At 32.3% G+C, this 18,304-nt stretch carries 17 protein-coding genes; 12 read left to right on the top strand and 5 right to left on the bottom strand.

Annotation, left to right across the window (positions count from 1 at the left end; translation table 11 throughout):
- Nucleotides 1–2 precede the first annotated feature (2 nt).
- On the top strand, nt 3–461 hold the full coding sequence (ribH, locus tag KA830_RS11475) for a 6,7-dimethyl-8-ribityllumazine synthase (RefSeq protein WP_070658736.1): 459 nt from the start codon (nt 3–5) through the stop codon (nt 459–461).
- Nucleotides 462–938: 477 nt separating this feature from the next.
- Here ribH and KA830_RS11470 read toward each other — a convergent pair whose 3' ends face one another.
- Entirely contained in the window at nt 939–1,940 is a 1,002-nt protein-coding gene (locus KA830_RS11470) for a proline dehydrogenase family protein (RefSeq protein WP_210134257.1), read from the bottom strand.
- A 267-nt stretch (nt 1,941–2,207) separates the two neighbouring features.
- Here KA830_RS11470 and KA830_RS11465 point away from each other — a divergent pair, with 267 nt between their 5' ends.
- The 3 genes from KA830_RS11465 (at nt 2,208) to KA830_RS11455 (ending at nt 4,830) form a co-directional block, all read left to right on the top strand.
- The gene (locus KA830_RS11465; RefSeq protein WP_046208333.1) at nt 2,208–3,032 is read left to right on the top strand and encodes an alpha/beta fold hydrolase; all 825 of its coding nucleotides are present in this window, start codon (nt 2,208–2,210) and stop codon (nt 3,030–3,032) included.
- Nucleotides 3,033–3,323: 291 nt separating this feature from the next.
- Nucleotides 3,324–4,280 carry an L-lactate dehydrogenase gene (locus KA830_RS11460; RefSeq protein ID WP_064208814.1) on the top strand — a complete coding sequence of 319 codons (957 nt, stop codon included), beginning with the start codon at nt 3,324–3,326 and terminating at the stop codon, nt 4,278–4,280.
- A gap of 148 nt (nt 4,281–4,428) precedes the next feature.
- A complete protein-coding gene (locus KA830_RS11455) occupies nt 4,429–4,830 on the top strand; it encodes a transcriptional regulator, SarA/Rot family (RefSeq protein WP_046208335.1) in 402 nt (133 codons plus the stop codon).
- A gap of 122 nt (nt 4,831–4,952) precedes the next feature.
- On the opposite strand, the gene mnmM is transcribed toward KA830_RS11455, so the two are convergent.
- The gene (gene mnmM, locus KA830_RS11450) at nt 4,953–5,513 is read right to left on the bottom strand and encodes a tRNA 5-(aminomethyl)-2-thiouridylate-methyltransferase MnmM (protein WP_204179891.1); all 561 of its coding nucleotides are present in this window, start codon (nt 5,511–5,513) and stop codon (nt 4,953–4,955) included.
- Complete coding sequence (gene mnmL, locus KA830_RS11445; protein ID WP_204179892.1) at nt 5,510–6,463, bottom strand: tRNA modification radical SAM protein MnmL/YtqA; 954 nt, start codon at nt 6,461–6,463, stop codon at nt 5,510–5,512. Before mnmL ends, mnmM begins: the two co-directional genes overlap by 4 nt.
- A 109-nt stretch (nt 6,464–6,572) precedes the next feature.
- Here mnmL and KA830_RS11440 point away from each other — a divergent pair, with 109 nt between their 5' ends.
- From KA830_RS11440 to KA830_RS11430, 3 genes are all read left to right on the top strand, one after another.
- On the top strand, nt 6,573–7,742 hold the full coding sequence (locus KA830_RS11440) for an MDR family MFS transporter (protein ID WP_046208338.1): 1,170 nt from the start codon (nt 6,573–6,575) through the stop codon (nt 7,740–7,742).
- Nucleotides 7,743–8,191: 449 nt separating this feature from the next.
- Nucleotides 8,192–10,606 (top strand): leucine--tRNA ligase, encoded by a 2,415-nt coding sequence (leuS, locus tag KA830_RS11435; RefSeq protein ID WP_192945921.1) that lies wholly within the window; start codon nt 8,192–8,194, stop codon nt 10,604–10,606.
- A 21-nt stretch (nt 10,607–10,627) separates the two neighbouring features.
- Nucleotides 10,628–10,939, top strand: a complete 312-nt coding sequence (locus tag KA830_RS11430) for a rhodanese-like domain-containing protein (protein WP_046208340.1) — start codon at nt 10,628–10,630, stop codon at nt 10,937–10,939.
- 155 nt (nt 10,940–11,094) lie between these two features.
- Here the strand turns inward: KA830_RS11430 and KA830_RS11425 are convergent, their stop codons facing one another.
- Nucleotides 11,095–11,190: a type I toxin-antitoxin system Fst family toxin gene (locus tag KA830_RS11425; protein WP_107360307.1), complete on the bottom strand. Its 96-nt coding sequence runs from the start codon at nt 11,188–11,190 to the stop codon at nt 11,095–11,097.
- Between the two features lie 156 nt (nt 11,191–11,346).
- Complete coding sequence (locus KA830_RS11420) at nt 11,347–12,606, bottom strand: BaiN/RdsA family NAD(P)/FAD-dependent oxidoreductase (RefSeq protein WP_204179893.1); 1,260 nt, start codon at nt 12,604–12,606, stop codon at nt 11,347–11,349.
- A gap of 129 nt (nt 12,607–12,735) precedes the next feature.
- Between KA830_RS11420 and KA830_RS11415 the strand changes: the two genes are divergently transcribed.
- The 5 genes from KA830_RS11415 to dat all read left to right on the top strand — a co-directional run bounded on the left by KA830_RS11415 (nt 12,736) and on the right by dat (nt 17,962).
- The gene (locus tag KA830_RS11415) at nt 12,736–14,373 is read left to right on the top strand and encodes a putative polysaccharide biosynthesis protein (protein WP_046208342.1); all 1,638 of its coding nucleotides are present in this window, start codon (nt 12,736–12,738) and stop codon (nt 14,371–14,373) included.
- Nucleotides 14,370–15,068: a pseudouridine synthase gene (locus KA830_RS11410; RefSeq protein WP_204179894.1), complete on the top strand. Its 699-nt coding sequence runs from the start codon at nt 14,370–14,372 to the stop codon at nt 15,066–15,068. The genes KA830_RS11415 and KA830_RS11410 overlap by 4 nt, the downstream gene beginning before the upstream one ends.
- Nucleotides 15,069–15,083: 15 nt before the next feature.
- Nucleotides 15,084–15,482, top strand: coding sequence for a YtxH domain-containing protein (locus tag KA830_RS11405; RefSeq protein ID WP_073341656.1), 399 nt, complete (start codon nt 15,084–15,086; stop codon nt 15,480–15,482).
- A gap of 222 nt (nt 15,483–15,704) precedes the next feature.
- Nucleotides 15,705–17,114, top strand: a complete 1,410-nt coding sequence (gene pepV / locus KA830_RS11400; RefSeq protein ID WP_073341659.1) for a dipeptidase PepV — start codon at nt 15,705–15,707, stop codon at nt 17,112–17,114.
- A gap of 2 nt (nt 17,115–17,116) precedes the next feature.
- Nucleotides 17,117–17,962 carry a D-amino-acid transaminase gene (gene dat / locus KA830_RS11395; protein ID WP_204179896.1) on the top strand — a complete coding sequence of 282 codons (846 nt, stop codon included), beginning with the start codon at nt 17,117–17,119 and terminating at the stop codon, nt 17,960–17,962.
- Nucleotides 17,963–18,304 lie beyond the last annotated feature (342 nt).

Genomic DNA, 18,304 nt, shown 5'->3' with positions numbered 1-18,304 from the left:
ACATGAATTTTGAAGGTAATTTAATAGGATCAGATTTAAAGGTAGCGATTGTCGTAAGTAGATTCAACGATTTCATTACGAATCGTTTGCTAGATGGTGCTAAAGACACTTTAGTTAGACACGAAGTTCCTGCAGAAAATATTGATGTTGCATATGTGCCTGGGGCTTTTGAAATCCCATTAGTAGCTAAAAAATTAGCTCAAAAAAGTGATTACGATGCAGTAATTACTTTAGGTTGTGTGATTAGAGGTTCAACGTCACATTATGATTATGTATGTAATGAAGTAGCGAAAGGTGTTTCAAAAGCGAATGATATTTCAGATACACCAGTTATCTTTGGAATTTTAACAACTGAAAATATTGAACAAGCTGTAGAACGTGCAGGTACAAAAGCAGGAAACAAAGGGTCTGAAGCGGCAGTAAGTGCTATAGAAATGGCAAATTTATTGAAAAAAATTTAATGATTCAAGTAATAATGAGTAATGTCATTTAAAAATAAAAATTAGGTCAGAACTCTAGATATCATTGCCTCTGCTCAAAATAAGAGTCAGGCATATAAATCCAAAAAAATAGCACTCAGATGATTTAATTCAATTCATCTGAGTGCGTCTTTTTATTCAATACTTCATATTGTTGGCTCGCTTTCTTTGGGGACAGCTTTAGCCTGTAGCAGCTTGTCCTATACTTCGAGAGACTTGCTAAAATACGTCATATTTGTCAAAGAACTATATGATTCAAACAAAATAATTTTGAGAAAGGGGATTTATGTCCCAGCCTCTTTTGTTTTAAATTTTTGTTTTTGCTCGTCATACTTGGACTATAAATATCGTTTGCATAATCCGTAATCATTCACTTATTCATAAATATGATATTACATTTGATTATTCTAACAATGTTTTGAAAAGGTTTAAATTACATACACTTTAATCATAAAATTTTTATTTTTTAAATTTTTTGTATAGCAATGCACTTAAAGCTCCAATAGTTGACAGAGCTCCAGCGACTACTCCCATTTTTTTCAACACTTCGGGTTTCATAATTTCTAAAAACATTAGATTTAAATTTTGAGGTCGTTCTGCTAATCTTCTCATAAAGTAACTAAACCAATCATCACCGTATGGAACATAGATACAGAAATGATTGCCTTCGCGCGCTAGTGATTCTGCCAATTCTGAGCGGAAACCATACAACATCTGAAATTCATAGTTATCTTTTTCAATATTATTGTCTTTAATAAACTGTTTAATATGTGTGATGATAGCATCATCATGTGTAGCAATAGAAGTGACATTTTTCGCATTTAACAGTCGCTTTTTAATTAAGCGTATGTAATTATCGTCAATTTCTTCTTTAGTTTGATAGGCGATGTTTTCATTTTCTTTATATGCACCTTTGACCATACGTAATCGTAATTCTGGGTATTTATCGACGAGTGCATCTGCTTTATATAAATATCCTTGTATAACAGTTCCTACATTTTTAAATTCGCCTTTTAATCGGTCTAAAACTTGTGTAATATCAAATAAGCTATCATATTTTTCAGTGTCTATATTAATATGCATATTACCAAAATCGTTAGCTTTAAGTAATATTTCACGTAAATTACGATAAGCAAGATCAATGTCAAACTCAGAACCTAATTGGCTGATTTTGATAGACATATGACCATCTAAATTATGATTGTTGATAGCATACATCACTTCTAATATTTGGTCTTTTGCTTGTATTGCCTCACCTTCATTTAAAACAAATTCACCAAGACAATCTACTGTGACAGTAATCCCTTTGTTATTTAAACGTTCAATTGTGTCCACTAATTCTGGAATAGTGTTCCCTGCAACTACTTTCTTGGCACCGAACATAGGACCAATTTCCTTAGCTGCTTTATTTAAAAATGGATTGTTAGATAATCCTATAAAAAAATTTTTCACAATTGGCATATTAATTCCTCCCATTCTGCTTATGGCTGTTCTTTCAATAATAGTGTAGCATGAATCTAATAGTAATGAAATCGTTTACAATAAAATTTATTACACTAAATATTATATACTACACGATAACATTGTCTCACGCTTTAGCTATGAGTTATAATCATAAAGTTATAGGCACACATAACAGTATGATTTATGCGTTAAAAATGGAAAAAGTACATCATATTTTGATACAATGTAGTTATTGAAATTATTGTAGAAGGGGAAGTATGGAATATGTGGAAATGGGAAACAGAAAACGAGGCAAAGGGTGTCATTGTAATCGCCCATAACATGCTCGAACATACAGGTAGATATGCATATGTTATAACAATGCTTCGTAGAAATGGCTACCATGTAATCATGGGTGATTTGCCTGGACAAGGTCAAACTACACGTGCTAATAAAGGACAAATAGCAAACTTCGAAGTATACCATGAACATGTGCTTGAATGGATTAGAATAGCTAATGAGTATAAACTTCCGACTTATTTTTTAGGTGTTGGCCTTGGTGGGCTTATCATTTTAAATTTACTTGAAAAAGTGGAAGTGCCTATTGAGGGGCTAATGTTGATTTCTCCATTATTAGAATTCAAGAAAAATAAAAAAACTAGAAAAGATAAAATTGTGTCGAATGTAGGAAAATTAACTAAAGATACAAGATTTAAAATAGGTATTACAATTGAAGATTTAACACGTAATGAGGAGGTTATTGAAGAGGCAAAAGCGGACCAACTCATGCTTCAGAAAGTTACGTATCATTGGTATAAACAAATCATTGAAATCATGAAAGAAACTGTTACACATTTAAAAGATATTAAACCACTTCCTTTATTATTAATGTATGGACTAGAAGATAAAGTGTCTGATATTTCTACTATGAGTTTGATTAAAGAAAAAATTACTACAGAAGAGTTATATTTTAAAGCTTGGCCTGGGTTGAATCATGAAATACATAATGAACCTGAAAGAGATGACGTAATGCGCTATGTTCTAGCATTTCTTAATAATAGCGCTAGTAATATTGGTTTTATTGTACATGATGAAAATGAACTTTCATAATTTATATAATAAATAATGGTATCGGATCTTGAGTATCATTTTATGAAATGCTTAATAAGTGTTAACAACCATCTAATTGATACAATTATGACTTAACAATCATTGATAAAAAGAGTGAATAAATTTAATCTGTCGTTGATTTTATTGACACTCTTTTATTTATAAAAAATAATGTGAAAAAAATCACAATAAACATTGATTTTTAAAATAATAATTGTTATATTTATATTGTGAAAAAAATCACATTAATCTTTAGTAATATTTACTTTGAATTAAAAGGAGCGACTTAGCATGAAAATTGAAAAAGGGAATAAAGTAGTTTTAATAGGTGATGGAGCAGTTGGATCAAGTTATGCTTTTGCAGTAGTTGCACAAGGTTTAGCTGATGAATTAGTAATAATTGATTTAGATGAAGCAAAAGTTAAAGGCGATGTTGCAGATTTAAATCATAGTGCTCCATACGGTGATTCACCAGTAAAAGTAAAAGCTGGTAGTTATGAAGATTGTAGTAATGCTGACTTAATTGTCATTACTGCAGGAGCTGCACAAAAGCCAGGCGAAACGAGATTAGATTTAGTAGAAAAAAATACAAAAATATTTAAAGATATTGTCACTAAAATTATGAGCACAGGCTTTAATGGCATTTTCCTTATAGCAACAAATCCAGTGGATGTATTATCCTATGTAACACAAAAAGTTTCAGGATTACCGAAAGCTCAAGTGATTGGATCAGGTACAATACTAGATACCGCACGATTTAAATTTGAACTAGCACAAGAATTTGGTGTGTCCCCTTGGAGTGTGGATGCACAAATTATTGGTGAACATGGTGATTCTGAATTAGCGATATGGTCACAAGCTAATATTGCTGGTCAACCATTATACAATTTATTAAATGATAACCCTGATAAACAACATAGAATAGATGAAATATTTACCAACACAAGAGATGCTGCTTATGAGATTATCCAATCAAAAGGGGCAACTTATTATGGCATAGCAATGGGATTGGTACGTATTACACAAGCAATTTTAAAAAATCAAAATGTAGTCTTGCCAGTTTCTAGTTATTTAGAAGGTGAATATAAACAAGATGATGTTTATATTGGAGTGCCTACATTAATTAATAGAAATGGTGCAGTTAAAGTATATGAGACGCAATTAAATAGTGAAGAAAGTGAAAAGTTTGAAAATTCTGCCATAATTTTGAAAGATATGCAAAATAAAATCAAACAACTAATTGCATAATTCATAATTTAATTTTAAACTGTATATAAGATTAATTTTATTGAAAATATCAAAATTTATTCCGATATGAATAAATTTTGCATTGAATGAATTTTTGGTAAATTAATTTTACATGTTTAACTTTATATTATGATTGGGGGATATTTCTATGGGGAAGACAATTGCTGATATGGTAGATAGTGTCCTTAGATTGGAATATGTACTTAAAGATATTGAAGAAATCTTTGAAAAAGTACAGAAACAATATAAAATGTCAAAAGAAGAAATTTTAATTCTTTTAACACTTTGGGAAGAAGGATCAATGACGCTTAAAGAAATGGATAATTATGTTAAAATAAAATCTTATAAACGTACAAGAACGTATAATGATTTAGTTGAGAAAGCGTGGATTATTAAAGAAAGACCTGTGAACGATGAACGTACGGTAATTATACATTTCAATGAGGATTTAAAAGATCAAAGGGAAGAACTTTTAAATTGTTTTAAAGCAGAAATAAGTGAAAAATCATCTACTATACAATCTAGTCTTAAATCTATCTTAAAATTATAGGGAATAATTATAGTTACAAAATGAGAAGTTAGACCCAATATAGTATTAGGTAATCAATATCTATACTAAAGTAAAAATGCATCTCCATATAAATGGAGATGCATTTTTATTTTTAATATACTTTATCTTTTTTCAATTGCACATAGAAATGGTGCATTATTTTTTTGATTAATAAATTGATATTGTAATATGTGTGCTTTGTTTTGATCAAAATGTTGAAGATAATTTAATAATGCATCACGTTCAATTTTGCCCTCATCATGTCCGTGATATATTACTAGTACAATTATACCTTCTGTTGCCAATATATCAAATATTTCATCTATAGCTGTTAAAGTACTGCTGGGGATTGTCACAATTGATTTGTCGCCTTTAGGTAAATAGCCTAAATTAAAAATGGCTGCATCAATTTGTCCAATTTCATTACTTTGTATATATTGCTTTACTTTAGCATGACTATCTTGAATTAAGTGTACATTTTTAAATGCGTTTGTCTTGTTGCTCGTATTTTGAATTGCAACTTCTTGAATATCAAAAGCATACACTTTACCATTTGGGACTTGTTGTGCTAAAAATTCAGTGTCATGACCATTACCACAAGTGGCATCAATCACAATGCTGTCTGCGTTGATATGTTGTCGTAATAGCGTTTTAGAAAATGGTAAAATCCTTTCTAGTTTCATGATTTAATCGTCGATTCATAGTATTTTCCTTGATAAGAATTTCTGCGTGCTAATTCATCATCAATTTCGTTTAATACTTCCCATTTGTTGACACTCCACATAGGGCCAACCATTAAGTCAATCGGACCATCACCAGTAATTCGATGGACAATCATTTCTTTTGGTAAAATTTCTAGTTGATCACAAACTAAATTTGTATAATCGTCTTGAGACATGAATTCGAGCATGCCTTTTTCGTATTGTTTTACCATTGGTGTACCTTTAAGTAGGTGTAACAAGTGTATTTTAATGCCTTGGACATCCATTTGTGCTACTTCTTTAGCTGTTTCCATCATCATGTCATAGTCTTCTTCAGGAAGACCGTTAATGATGTGTGTACACACGTTTATGTTATGTTTACGTAGCTTAGCTACACCTTCGTAATACGTTTTCATATCATGTGCACGATTAATCAAATCTGATGTTTTTTGATGTACTGTCTGTAGACCTAATTCAACCCATAAATAGGTACGTTCGTTCAATTCAGCTAAGTATTCGACAACATCATCCGGTAAGCAGTCAGGGCGTGTTCCAATAGATAATCCTACAACTCCAGGTTCTTTTAATGCAGTTTCGTACTTTTCTCTTAATACTTCAACTGGCGCATGTGTGTTAGTAAATGCTTGGAAATAAGCAATATACTGACCTTCATGCCATTTTTCATGCATTCTATCTTTGATTTGTTGGAATTGCACATCTATCGAGTCTACACGATCTCCTGCAAAATCCCCACTTCCTGCTGCAGAACAAAACGTACAGCCACCATGTGCAACTGTGCCATCTCTATTTGGGCAATCAAATCTTCCGTCAATTGCAACTTTAAAGATTTTTTGGCCAAATTTATTTTTCAAATGGTAATTCCAAGTATGATATCGTTTATTCTCGAATGCGTAAGGGAAGAATTGTCCCATATAACATTTTCCTTTCTAAATTCATTCTAGTTAAAGATTTTAACATATTTTAATGATATAGTGTTTAGAGTAAAAACAGAAATTTAAAATTAGAAAGGAGCTTATGGTTATGAATATGCCAAAATCAGTGTGGTGGTTGGTGATTGGTATGGCATTAAATATCACAGGCTCAAGTTTTTTATGGCCATTAAATACAATATATATGAATGAAGAATTAGACAAAAGTTTAACAATGGCTGGGTTAGTATTAATGATTAATTCATTTGGTATGGTCATTGGCAATTTATTAGGTGGTAATCTATTTGATAAATTGGGTGGTTATCGGACAATTATGATTGGAACTGTGATCTGTTTAAGTAGTACAACATTGTTGAATTTTTTCCACGGATGGCCATGGTATGCAGTATGGTTAGTCTGTCTAGGCTTTGGCGGTGGCATGATTGTCCCAGCAATTTATGCGTTAGCAGGTGCAGTTTGGCCGCAAGGTGGTAGACAAACTTTTAATGCGATATATTTAGCTCAAAATTTAGGAGTGGCGATTGGTGCAGCATCTGGTGGCTTTGTGGCAGAATTAAGTTTTAATTATATATTTATAGCTAATTTATTAATGTATATTGCATTTGCCATAGTCGCAATTAGCCAATTTAATATTAAATTGGACATTAAAGTTAAATCAAATGATGCCATGAGTTTATTAGATAAAGCGTACAGACCACAATTCATTGCATTAACTTTGCTGTGTGTCATGTTTAGCATTTGTTGGATTGCTTATATTCAATGGGAAAGTACGATTGCTTCATTTACTCAAGAGCTAAATATCTCTATGGGCCAATACAGTTTATTGTGGACTGTCAACGGTATTATGATATTAGTTGCACAACCATTAATCATTCCAATAATCAGATTATTAAAAGGAAATTTAAAGCATCAAATGTATGTTGGTATAGGTATTTTTATTATCTCTTTCTTTGTCACAAGTTTTGCTGAACAATTTTCTGTATTTATGGTAGGTATGGTTATATTAACATTGGGTGAAATGTTTGTTTGGCCAGCAGTTCCGACAATTGCAAATCAACTTGCACCAAATGGGAAAGAAGGTTCATTCCAAGGTTACGTTAATTCTGCAGCTACAGTTGGTAAAGCATTTGGTCCTCTTATTGGTGGTGTTGTTGTTGATATGTTTAACATGCAAATCATGTTTTTAAGCATGATTTCATTGTTAGTTTTATCACTTATATTTTTAACATTTTATGATCGCAAATTACCAAAGGATATTTAATATAATATTGAACCCAAAATGTAGATTTCATTTATTTTTGTTACAGAGCAATCATGGTACATGAGATTAAAAATAAGCATTAATGATTCAGCGAGAAATGGTTATTGAATTAATAATATTTTATGTATAGTTTAAATAATTTTATATAAACATAAAGGCGAGTTTTGTAAATCAACTTTATACTTGAAATAAAGGGCTTTTTCAAATATCATAAGAAGAGTATAGGAGTAGTAATTTGAAAGCTTTTCGACAGAGAGCTAGGGTGGGTGGAACCTAGCGTAAAGCCTCAAGTGAACTTACCAGGACTTAAAGTGAATGAATGACATCTCTAACTATTAATTAAAATGAGCGCACATTTAGTGAAACAGGGTGGTACCGCGGTGAAAATCATCGTCCCTATTATATAATAGTTTGAGGTGTCTTTTTATTATTGAACAGGAGGAAATGAAGTGAATTACAATCATAATGAAATTGAAAGAAAATGGCAGAATTATTGGGAAAACTATAAAACGTTCAAAACTGAAGATAATTTAGGCCAGAAAAAATTTTATGCACTTGATATGTTCCCTTATCCATCAGGTGCAGGGCTACATGTAGGCCATCCTGAAGGCTATACAGCTACTGATATTATTTCAAGATACAAACGAATGCAAGGATATAATGTATTACATCCAATGGGTTGGGATGCTTTTGGTTTACCAGCTGAACAATATGCACTTGATACAGGTAATGATCCTCGTGAATTCACAAAACAAAATATCCAAACTTTCAAACGACAAATTAAGGAATTAGGATTTAGTTATGATTGGGATCGTGAAGTTAATACAACAGACCCAGAATATTATAAATGGACACAATGGATATTCATTCAATTATATAATAAGGGACTTGCTTATGTTGATGAAGTAGCAGTGAACTGGTGTCCTGCGTTAGGTACTGTATTGTCAAATGAAGAAGTAATCGATGGTGTTTCTGAACGTGGCGGACATCCTGTTTATAGAAGACCAATGAAACAATGGGTACTTAGAATTACTGAATATGCAGACAGATTACTTGAAGATTTAGATGATTTAGATTGGCCTGAATCTTTAAAAGACATGCAACGTAATTGGATTGGACGATCAGAAGGCGCATCTGTAAGATTTAATGTAGAAAATTTCAATGATCAAATTGAAGTGTTTACAACACGCCCAGACACTATTTATGGTGCAACATTCTTAGTGTTAAGTCCTGAACATGAACTCGTAAATAAAATTACTACATCAGAACATCAAGACAGTGTTGAGAAATATCAACAAGAAGCGGCAATGAAATCAGACTTAGAACGTACTGGATTAGCTAAAGAAAAATCTGGTGTGTTTACTGGAGCGTATGCATTTAATCCTTTATCAGGAGAAAAAACGCCGATTTGGATTGCTGATTATGTTTTATCTTCATATGGTACAGGCGCTGTTATGGCAGTTCCTAGCGGAGACCAAAGAGACTATGAATTTGCAAAAGCTTTTGATTTACCAATTAAAGCAATAATTGAAGGTGGAGACCTATCTGAAGCAGCTTATGATGGCGATGGGCCTCATATTAATTCACAAGAATTAAATGGTTTATATAATCATGAAGCGATTGAAAAAGCTATTACACTTTTAGAACAAAACAATGCTGGTACAAGAAAAGTCAATTATAAACTGAGAGATTGGTTATTTAGTCGTCAACGTTATTGGGGCGAACCTATTCCTGTTATACATTGGGAAGATGGTACGATGACAACGGTTCCTGAAGATGAATTACCTTTACTTTTACCTGAGACAGACGAAATTAAACCTTCTGGTACAGGTGAATCGCCATTAGCTAATATAGATGAATTTGTTAATGTTATTGATGAAGAAACTGGGATGAAAGGACGTCGTGAAACAAATACAATGCCACAATGGGCAGGTAGTTGTTGGTATTATTTACGCTTTATTGACCCAGATAATGAACAGATGTTAGCTGATCCTGAAAAGTTAAAACATTGGTTGCCTGTGGATTTATATATTGGTGGTGTTGAACATGCAGTGTTACACTTATTGTACGCTAGATTTTGGCATAAGGTCTTGTATGATTTAGGTGTAGTGCCTACCAAAGAACCATTCCAAAAATTATTTAACCAAGGCATGATTTTAGGTGAAGGTAATGAAAAAATGAGCAAATCTAAGGGTAATGTTATTAATCCAGATGATATAATCAAATCACATGGTGCTGATACGTTACGTCTATATGAAATGTTCATGGGTCCACTAGATGCTGCAATTGCATGGAGTGATAAAGGATTAGACGGTTCAAGACGTTTCTTAGACAGAATTTGGAGACTTTTAATTACAGAAGACGGTTTAATCACAGATAAAGTAGTCAATACTAATAATAAAGCTTTAGATAAAAGTTACCACCAAACAGTGAAAAAAGTTTCGGAAGACTTTGAAACATTAAATTTCAATACGGCAATTAGTCAGCTAATGGTATTTATAAATGATTGCTATAAAGTTGATGAGATTTATAAACCATATATTGAAGGATTTATTAAAATGTTAGCGCCAATCGCACCTCATATAGGTGAAGAATTATGGGCGCGTTTAGGACATGAAGAAACGATTACTTATCAACCATGGCCTTCTTATGATGAAACATTATTAGTCGATGATGAAGTGGAAATTGTCGTTCAAGTAAATGGTAAAGTTCGTGCCAAAATTAAAGTTTCTAAAGATCTTTCAAAAGAAGAAATGGAAACAGTAGCATTAGGTAACGAAAATATCAAAGCTGAAATAGAAGGCAAGGATATTAAAAAAGTGATTGCGGTGCCTCAAAAACTTGTTAATATTGTTGCCAAATAACACAAAAGGGGCGTATATATTATGGAAACAATTACTATAGATGAATTGAAATCAAAAATTTTAAATTCTAATCCTGTTCATGTCGTAGATGTAAGAACTGATGAAGAAACAGCAATGGGTGTCATACCAGATGCAGAAACGATACCTATGGATAAAATTCCTGATAATTTAAGTCACTTTAATTCAGAAGAAACGTATTATATTATTTGTAAAGCTGGTGGCAGAAGTGCACAAGTCGTCCAATATTTAGAACGCAATGGCATTCACGCAGTCAATGTTGAAGGTGGCATGGATGCGTGGGGCGATGAAGGTTTAGAAATTAAAAGTATTTAATCTTTTGATCGAGCAAAATCAAACGATGATTTTGCATTTTATGCAAGTTTAGTGTTATAATATATTTAACAAAGATATCAATACAGATACACCAAACCCCCTCACTATTGCGAGTAGTGAGGGGGTTTTTTGGTGTTGGCTAAATGTCGCCTGTATTATTTGTCATTACGATTGCGCAGCCAGTACGCAAATAACGTAACGATACAACCACTGATAACAGCAGTCATGAAATGAACAAAGATATCAATCACAAAATACACCTCCTCTCTACGTCTATTGACGCCTGAGAGTAGGCGACTTAAGTATTATAATATTCGGTGACTCAAGCGCATAGAAAATACAAAACATTAAAAATGAATTTGTTTTAACAGTGCGTAGTTGGTCTAGTAGATCACAAATTGATAGGTTTAATGTTGAAATTTACTTGCATTTGTTCCTGATATATGACCTGTAACTAAAGCGCTAGTAATATTATAGCCACCTGTATAACCATGGATATCGAGCAGTTCACCACACATAAATAATCCTGGCGTTAATTTTGACATCATCGTTTTGGGTTCGATTTCTTTAAGTGAGACCCCTCCGCCAGTTACGAAAGCTTTTTCAATTGATAGTGTTCCATTAACTTTAAAAATAAAACCTTTCAATAAAGTAATCAATGTATTAAATTGTTCATTAGAGATATGATGTGCTGTTAATGTTTCTGAAATATCTGCTAACTCTAACATATATAATAGATAACGTTCTTCAATTAAACCGTGTAAGCTATTTTTTACATATTTATCTGGCGTATCTTTTAATAATTTACGTACTTTGTCTTCTAATTGTGCAAAACTGAGTTCTGGAAAAGCATCTAATTGCATTTCGATATCTTCGCGTTTTTGGTTTTTTTGTTCTTTATATACAAATTGGCTGCATCTTAATGCGGCAGGGCCACTGATTCCGAAATGAGTAAATATCATGTCCATTTGATGTGTGACGCGCTTTTTACCATTTTTCTTTAATACAGATAACGCAACATTTTTTAAACTTAATCCTTTTAATCTTTTGTTTTTAATAAATTGCTCGGATGACGTAATTGGTACTTCAGTTGGGAAAAGTTCTGTAATTGTATGTCCAAAGTGTTCAGCGAATTTATAACCATCACCAGTCGAACCGGTCTTTGGTACACTCGTGCCACCTGTAGCGATAATCAAACTATTCGTTTCAATTGCTTGTTGATTACCTAAAAAGACTTTGAATGTCTGTTGAGGTGTATGTTCAATAGCGTGTACTGACGTTTCCTCTTTTACAGTTACATTATTTTTTTCAATCGTACGAATTAACGCATCTACAACATCCTGTGCTTTATTAGAAACAGGAAACATACGTCCATGATCTTCTTCTTTGAGTGCAACTCCACGTGATTCGAAAAAGTGAATAATAGATTCATTGTCAAATACGGAAAAAGGACTATATAAAAATTTTCCATTTCCTGGTATATTTTTAATTATCTCTTCATACGGTAAACGATTTGTGACGTTACAACGTCCACCTCCTGAGATTTTTAATTTGCGTCCGAGCCCTTTTTTCTTTTCAATGAGAAGGACTTTATCACTATGTTGACTTGCTGCGGCAGCAGCCATTAAACCACTAGGACCACCGCCAATTATAATTGTTTGGTACATTTGATTGCCTCACTTTACTAAATAGTGTTATTTTATAGTTTATAGTAATATAGTTTTGAAAAAAAGTGTTTATAACGTTATGATTAAAGTTATGATTGTAAAAATTAAATTTGAGATAGGAAGATCTGAATGAGTGAAAGTAAAGAATTAGTTAGGGGTACCTTTTTAATCACCCTTAGTATATTGATTACTAAAGTCTTGGGTGTTTTATATATTATTCCTTTTTATTCCATAATTGGTGGAGAAGAAAAATTGGCGCCTTTTAACTATGCATATACGCCGTATAATATTGCCATTGCAGTTGCAACTGCTGGGGTGCCATTAGCGGCGTCTAAATATGTGTCTAAATATAATGCTTTAGGGGCGTATAAAGTCAGTGAAAAATTATATAAATCTAGCTTTATAGTTATGACTATAACAGGATTTATTGGATTTTTCATTTTATATTTATTAGCACCGAGCATTGCCACAATTACTTTAGCCCATGAATCTGGTGCTAAGGGTGGCTGGTCCGTCGCTGACATCACATGGATTATTAGAATTATCAGTATGGTAGTCATATTTATCCCATTACTGGCTACATGGCGTGGTGTGTTCCAAGGTTATAAATCAATGGGTCCAACTGCTGTATCAGAAGTTATTGAACAAATCGCACGTATTTTATTTATTTTAGTAGGAAGTTATCTAGTTCTGAATGTTTTTGGTGGAAGTGTGTTACAGGCCAATGGTATAGCAACATTTGCTGCTGCAGTAGGTGCGATTGCAGGGATATTCACCTTATGGTATTACTGGAGAAAGAGAAAGCCTAATATTGAAAAAATGGTGGCAACGGATACTTCTGATATTTCTGTATCTTATGGAAAAATGTATAAAGAAATTATTTCTTATAGTATTCCATTTGTAATTGTTAGTTTAAATTTTCCACTGTTTAATTTAGTAGATCAGTTTACACATAATGGTGCCTTAGATTTGGCTGGAGTACCAAGTCGTTTACATGACTATTTCTTTACTATTTTAAACATGACTACAAATAAAATAGTAATGATTCCAACGTCATTATCTGCTGGTTTTGCAGTGAGTTTAATTCCATTTATTACTAAGACGTATGAATCTGGTGAATTAAAAGAAATGCACAGACAGATTCGAACATCATTAGGGGTGTTAATGTATATTACAGTCCCTGCAAGTCTGGGAATTATGGCTTTAGCGCTACCATTGTATACTGTCTTTTATAGTTATAATGTCGATGGAAGTCAATTGTTATTTTATTATGCACCTGTTGCTATTTTAATTGGATTGTTAAGTGTAACAGCTTCTATGCTGCAAGGTATTGATAAACAAAAGTTGACAGTCTTTGTAATTTTAGCGGCAGTAGTATTAAAAGTAATACTAAATACGCCATTGATTATGGCATTCCATACTGCTGGAGCAATTTTAAGTACGGCGATAGCGTTACTATTTGCTGTTATCTGTAATTTTTATATACTTAAAAAATATGCGAGTTTTGACTTCTCAGAAACGTGGTTACATTTTGGTAAAATTTTCTTATATGGCTTGTTAATGATGGTCGTAGTTGAATTATCATCGTTTTTATTACAAATGGTTATTTCTCCGCAAACTAAATTTGGTGCTTTAGCAATTTTAATTATCAGTGTCATAGTAGGTATGATTGTTTACGGTGGTATTACGATGAAGACGAAACTTGCTGACCAATTTTTAGGAGATATTCCAAATAAACTCAGACGTAAATTAGGGATTATAAAATGAGATTAGATAAATTTTTAGCTAATATGGGTGTAGGAACACGTACAGAAGTTAAACAATTATTGAAAAAAGGTATTATTACAGTTAATAATAAAATAGAAAAATCTCCTAAAAAACAAATAAATCCAGAAACTGATGAAGTACAGAAAAACAATGAAACAATTCACTATATTGATAAAGTCTATCTAATGTTAAATAAGCCTAAAGGTTACGTATCTGCAACAGAGGATGAGCAACAGCAAACAGTTGTGGACTTAGTTGAACCGTACCGTTTTTTAGATGTGTTTCCAGTTGGTCGCTTAGATAAAGATACTTCGGGTTTGTTATTAATTACGAATGATGGCACTTTTAACCATGAACTAATGAGCCCAACGAAACACGTATCTAAAACCTATGAGGTGATTTCCCAAAAAAATATTACAAATAATGATATAAAATCGTTTAAAATGGGTATTGAATTGAATGAGGGTTTGGCAAAGCCTGCGACTTTAGTAAAAAGTGATGAAGCATTTAAATCATTTGTCACAATTTATGAAGGAAGATATCATCAAGTTAAACGCATGTTTCATGCTATAGATAATGAAGTTTTAGAATTGAAACGCATTAGCATTGGTGAATTAAAACTGGATGAATCTTTAGCGCCAGGTGAGTATCGCCATTTAACTCAAATAGATTTTAAACAATTAGGATTAAAATAATAAAGAGGTGTTATTATGTCAAAATTATTAAAAGCAATTTTAGGTGTTGGAGGCGCAGCTGCTGCAGTTGTTCTTTCTAAAAAAGAGAATAGAGATAAATTAAAGGATGAATATAGTAAATATAAATCAAATCCTGAATCTTATAAGCAAAATGCAAAAGACATCGCTAGTCAGATCAGCTCAAAAGCAAATGAAACTTATAATGAAGTAAAACAAGACCCTAAAGGTTATGCTTCAAAAGTAAAACAAGATCCTAAAGGTTTTATTAACGAACAAAAAGAACGTTTTAAGGGTGAGTCTGAAGAAGAAGAACATGTTGAGGAAGCAAGATTTACAGATGAAGGTGCTGCTGACCCTTCAAATAATCTCCGCGTCGTTACTGAAGACGAGCTCAAAAACAATAAAAATAAATAAGCAATTATACATTTGATTTTTTACCTAGTTCATTGTTTTGAACTAGGTTTTTTTATATATTAATACAGAAATTGAAAGTTAGGTATATGAAAGGTTTTAAACTGTTTTTCATTTAATTATACAGTGAATTTTTTAAAATAATAATCACATCTCGCTGTAGTTTCTGTACTACTTCATGTAAAATATTAAATATATAAGTATTAAAAAGGAAGTTGATGCTAAATGTGGAAAGAAAAAGTGAAAGAATACGAAACAGATATTATAAATGATTTAAAAGGCTTATTATCTATTGAAAGTGTGAGAGATGATAATGAAATTTCTTCAGATAATCCAGTCGGACCTGGACCACGTAAAGCATTAGATTATATGTACGAAATTGCTGAACGTGATGGATTTGATACTCACGATGTTGAACATATTGCAGGGCGTATTGAAGCTGGTGAAGGCGAAGATGTTATGGGGATTTTATGTCATGTTGATGTAGTGCCAGCTGGTGATGGTTGGGATACTAATCCTTTTGATCCGGTTGTAACTGAAGATAAGATTATTGCAAGGGGCACACTAGATGACAAAGGGCCAACAATTGCCGCATATTATGCCGTGAAAATATTGAACGATATGAAAGTTAATTGGAAAAAGCGTATACATATCATTATAGGTACTGATGAAGAGTCAGATTGGAAATGTACAGAGCGTTATTTTAAAACTGAAGAAATGCCAACTTTAGGGTTTGCACCTGATGCTGAATTCCCAGCAATACACGGTGAAAAGGGTATTAGTACTTTTGATGTGGTTCAAAATGAAAAAGCTGAAGATAAAGATGAACCAGAATACGAACTTATTTCTTTTACATCAGGTCAACGTTATAACATGGTACCTGACGAAGCAATTGGTAAACTTGCGGTTAAAGAAAATATGACTGACGTCATTCAAAAATTCGAACAATTTTTATCTGAGCATAATTTAAATGGTGAAAGTATCGTTGATAGTGGCGTATTAGTACTTAAAGCATACGGTAAAGCTGTACATGGTATGGATCCATCTATTGGTGTGAATGCTGGATTGTACTTATTACATTTCTTAGCCCAATTAGGTTTAGACAAAACTGCTGAAAATTTCACTCAATTTAGTGAACAGTATTTATTCAACTCTCATTTCGGTGAAAAAATGGGAATGAAATTCCACACAGATGTTATGGGAGATGTAACTACAAATATAGGTATCATTTCATATGATAATCAAAATGGTGGTCAATTCGGTATTAATTTAAGATATCCGCAAGGTTTTGAATTTGAAGAAGCCATGACTCGTTTTAAAGGTGAGATTCAGGAACTTGGTTTTTCTATAGCATTAGGTAAAAATCAAACACCTCACTATGTGGATAAAAATGATCCTTTCGTACAAACTTTAGTGAAAACATATCGTAATCAAACAGGTGACCAAACTGAACCATACACAATTGGTGGTGGAACTTACGCTCGAAATTTAGATAAAGGTGTCGCATTTGGTGCTATGTTTAATGATTCAGAAGATTTAATGCATCAAAAAAATGAGTATATTACGAAAAAACAATTATTCAATGCAACTAGTATTTATTTAGAAGCTTTATATGCTCTATGTGTGGAGGAATGATGATGACAAAAGTACTTATTAATGAACATTTAGTAGACGAAAAAGACGCAAGCGTACCATACAATGATCGTGGTTATGTATTTGGTGACGGTATATATGAATATATTAGAACATACAACAATAATATTTTTACTGCCAAACCACATTTTGAAAGACTTTTGAGAAGTGCTAAAGAAATAGGTTTAGAATTGAAATATAATGTAGAAGAGCTTACAGAATTAATCCAAGAATTATTAGCAGCGAATGGTGTCGTTAATGGTGGCGTATATATACAAGTTACACGTGGAGCAGCCCCTCGTGACCATGCATTTCCTACGCCATCAGTAGAAGCAAATGTGATGGCATTTACTAAAACTTACGATCGTCCATATAAATTATTAGAAGAAGGTATTAATGCGATTACAACTGAAGATATTCGTTGGTTAAGATGTGATATTAAAAGCTTGAATTTACTTGGCAATGTGTTGGCTAAAGAGCGTGCAGTTAAATATAACGCTCAAGAGGCTATTCAACATAGAGGTGATATTGTTACTGAAGGATCATCAAGCAATGTTTATGCTATTAAAGCTGGAGAAATCTATACACATCCAGTAAATAATTATATATTGAATGGTATTACACGTATGGTCATAAAAGATATTGCTCAAGAAAAAGGTATACCGTTTAATGAAGGTACATTTACTGTAGATTTTTTAAGAAATGCAGATGAAATTATTGTGTCTAGTACATCTATTGAAGTAATGCCAGTCGTAAAATTAGATGGTGAAAAAGTAGGAGACGGAGAAGTTGGACCAATAACGAAATCGTTACAAGAAGGATTTAATAGATACATTGACACAGATAGTTAATATTTTCCATAAAAGGAAATAAAATGTAACTTTTACCAAAGCTAAATTATGTTATAATGCTAACTGAGCCGATTTAAAAATTATAGAAAAATACTGTAGTAAAATGTGACTTTTTGTTTCTCATTATTGGTTGAAATAAATCCTTAAACATTATAAAATCTTCTATGAGACTTGAAATTGAGACATGAAATTTCATTTAAAAAAACTAAAGGAATTTTTCGAAAAAAATACTGTTACGAGAGGATATATGATATGATGTTAAAGTTATTATCAATCTCGATACAGTATTTCATATTTAAATATAAAAACTTGATTCTATGGGACAAAATGGTCGTTATCATA

Source organism: Staphylococcus sp. GDY8P119P (assembly GCF_017892075.1).
Lineage (GTDB): Bacteria > Bacillota > Bacilli > Staphylococcales > Staphylococcaceae > Staphylococcus > Staphylococcus ureilyticus.
The sequence above is the reverse complement of the archived record's forward strand: the minus strand, read 5'-3'. Positions and strand labels throughout refer to the sequence as shown.

What these genes read in the sequence shown, in the direction of transcription:
- KA830_RS11460 (WP_064208814.1), top strand. Translation starts at nt 3,324, where the DNA reads ATGAAAATTGAAAAAGGGAATAAAGTAGTTTTAATAGGTGATGGAGCA.
- KA830_RS11430 (WP_046208340.1), top strand. Translation starts at nt 10,628, where the DNA reads ATGGAAACAATTACTATAGATGAATTGAAATCAAAAATTTTAAATTCT.
- KA830_RS11415 (WP_046208342.1), top strand. Translation starts at nt 12,736, where the DNA reads ATGAGTGAAAGTAAAGAATTAGTTAGGGGTACCTTTTTAATCACCCTT.
- pepV (WP_073341659.1), top strand. Translation starts at nt 15,705, where the DNA reads ATGTGGAAAGAAAAAGTGAAAGAATACGAAACAGATATTATAAATGAT.
- KA830_RS11410 (WP_204179894.1), top strand. Translation starts at nt 14,370, where the DNA reads ATGAGATTAGATAAATTTTTAGCTAATATGGGTGTAGGAACACGTACA.
- KA830_RS11420 (WP_204179893.1), bottom strand. Translation starts at nt 12,606, where the DNA reads ATGTACCAAACAATTATAATTGGCGGTGGTCCTAGTGGTTTAATGGCT.
- KA830_RS11405 (WP_073341656.1), top strand. Translation starts at nt 15,084, where the DNA reads ATGTCAAAATTATTAAAAGCAATTTTAGGTGTTGGAGGCGCAGCTGCT.
- dat (WP_204179896.1), top strand. Translation starts at nt 17,117, where the DNA reads ATGACAAAAGTACTTATTAATGAACATTTAGTAGACGAAAAAGACGCA.
- mnmL (WP_204179892.1), bottom strand. Translation starts at nt 6,463, where the DNA reads ATGGGACAATTCTTCCCTTACGCATTCGAGAATAAACGATATCATACT.
- KA830_RS11455 (WP_046208335.1), top strand. Translation starts at nt 4,429, where the DNA reads ATGGGGAAGACAATTGCTGATATGGTAGATAGTGTCCTTAGATTGGAA.
- KA830_RS11440 (WP_046208338.1), top strand. Translation starts at nt 6,573, where the DNA reads ATGAATATGCCAAAATCAGTGTGGTGGTTGGTGATTGGTATGGCATTA.
- mnmM (WP_204179891.1), bottom strand. Translation starts at nt 5,513, where the DNA reads ATGAAACTAGAAAGGATTTTACCATTTTCTAAAACGCTATTACGACAA.
- ribH (WP_070658736.1), top strand. Translation starts at nt 3, where the DNA reads ATGAATTTTGAAGGTAATTTAATAGGATCAGATTTAAAGGTAGCGATT.
- KA830_RS11470 (WP_210134257.1), bottom strand. Translation starts at nt 1,940, where the DNA reads ATGCCAATTGTGAAAAATTTTTTTATAGGATTATCTAACAATCCATTT.
- KA830_RS11465 (WP_046208333.1), top strand. Translation starts at nt 2,208, where the DNA reads ATGTGGAAATGGGAAACAGAAAACGAGGCAAAGGGTGTCATTGTAATC.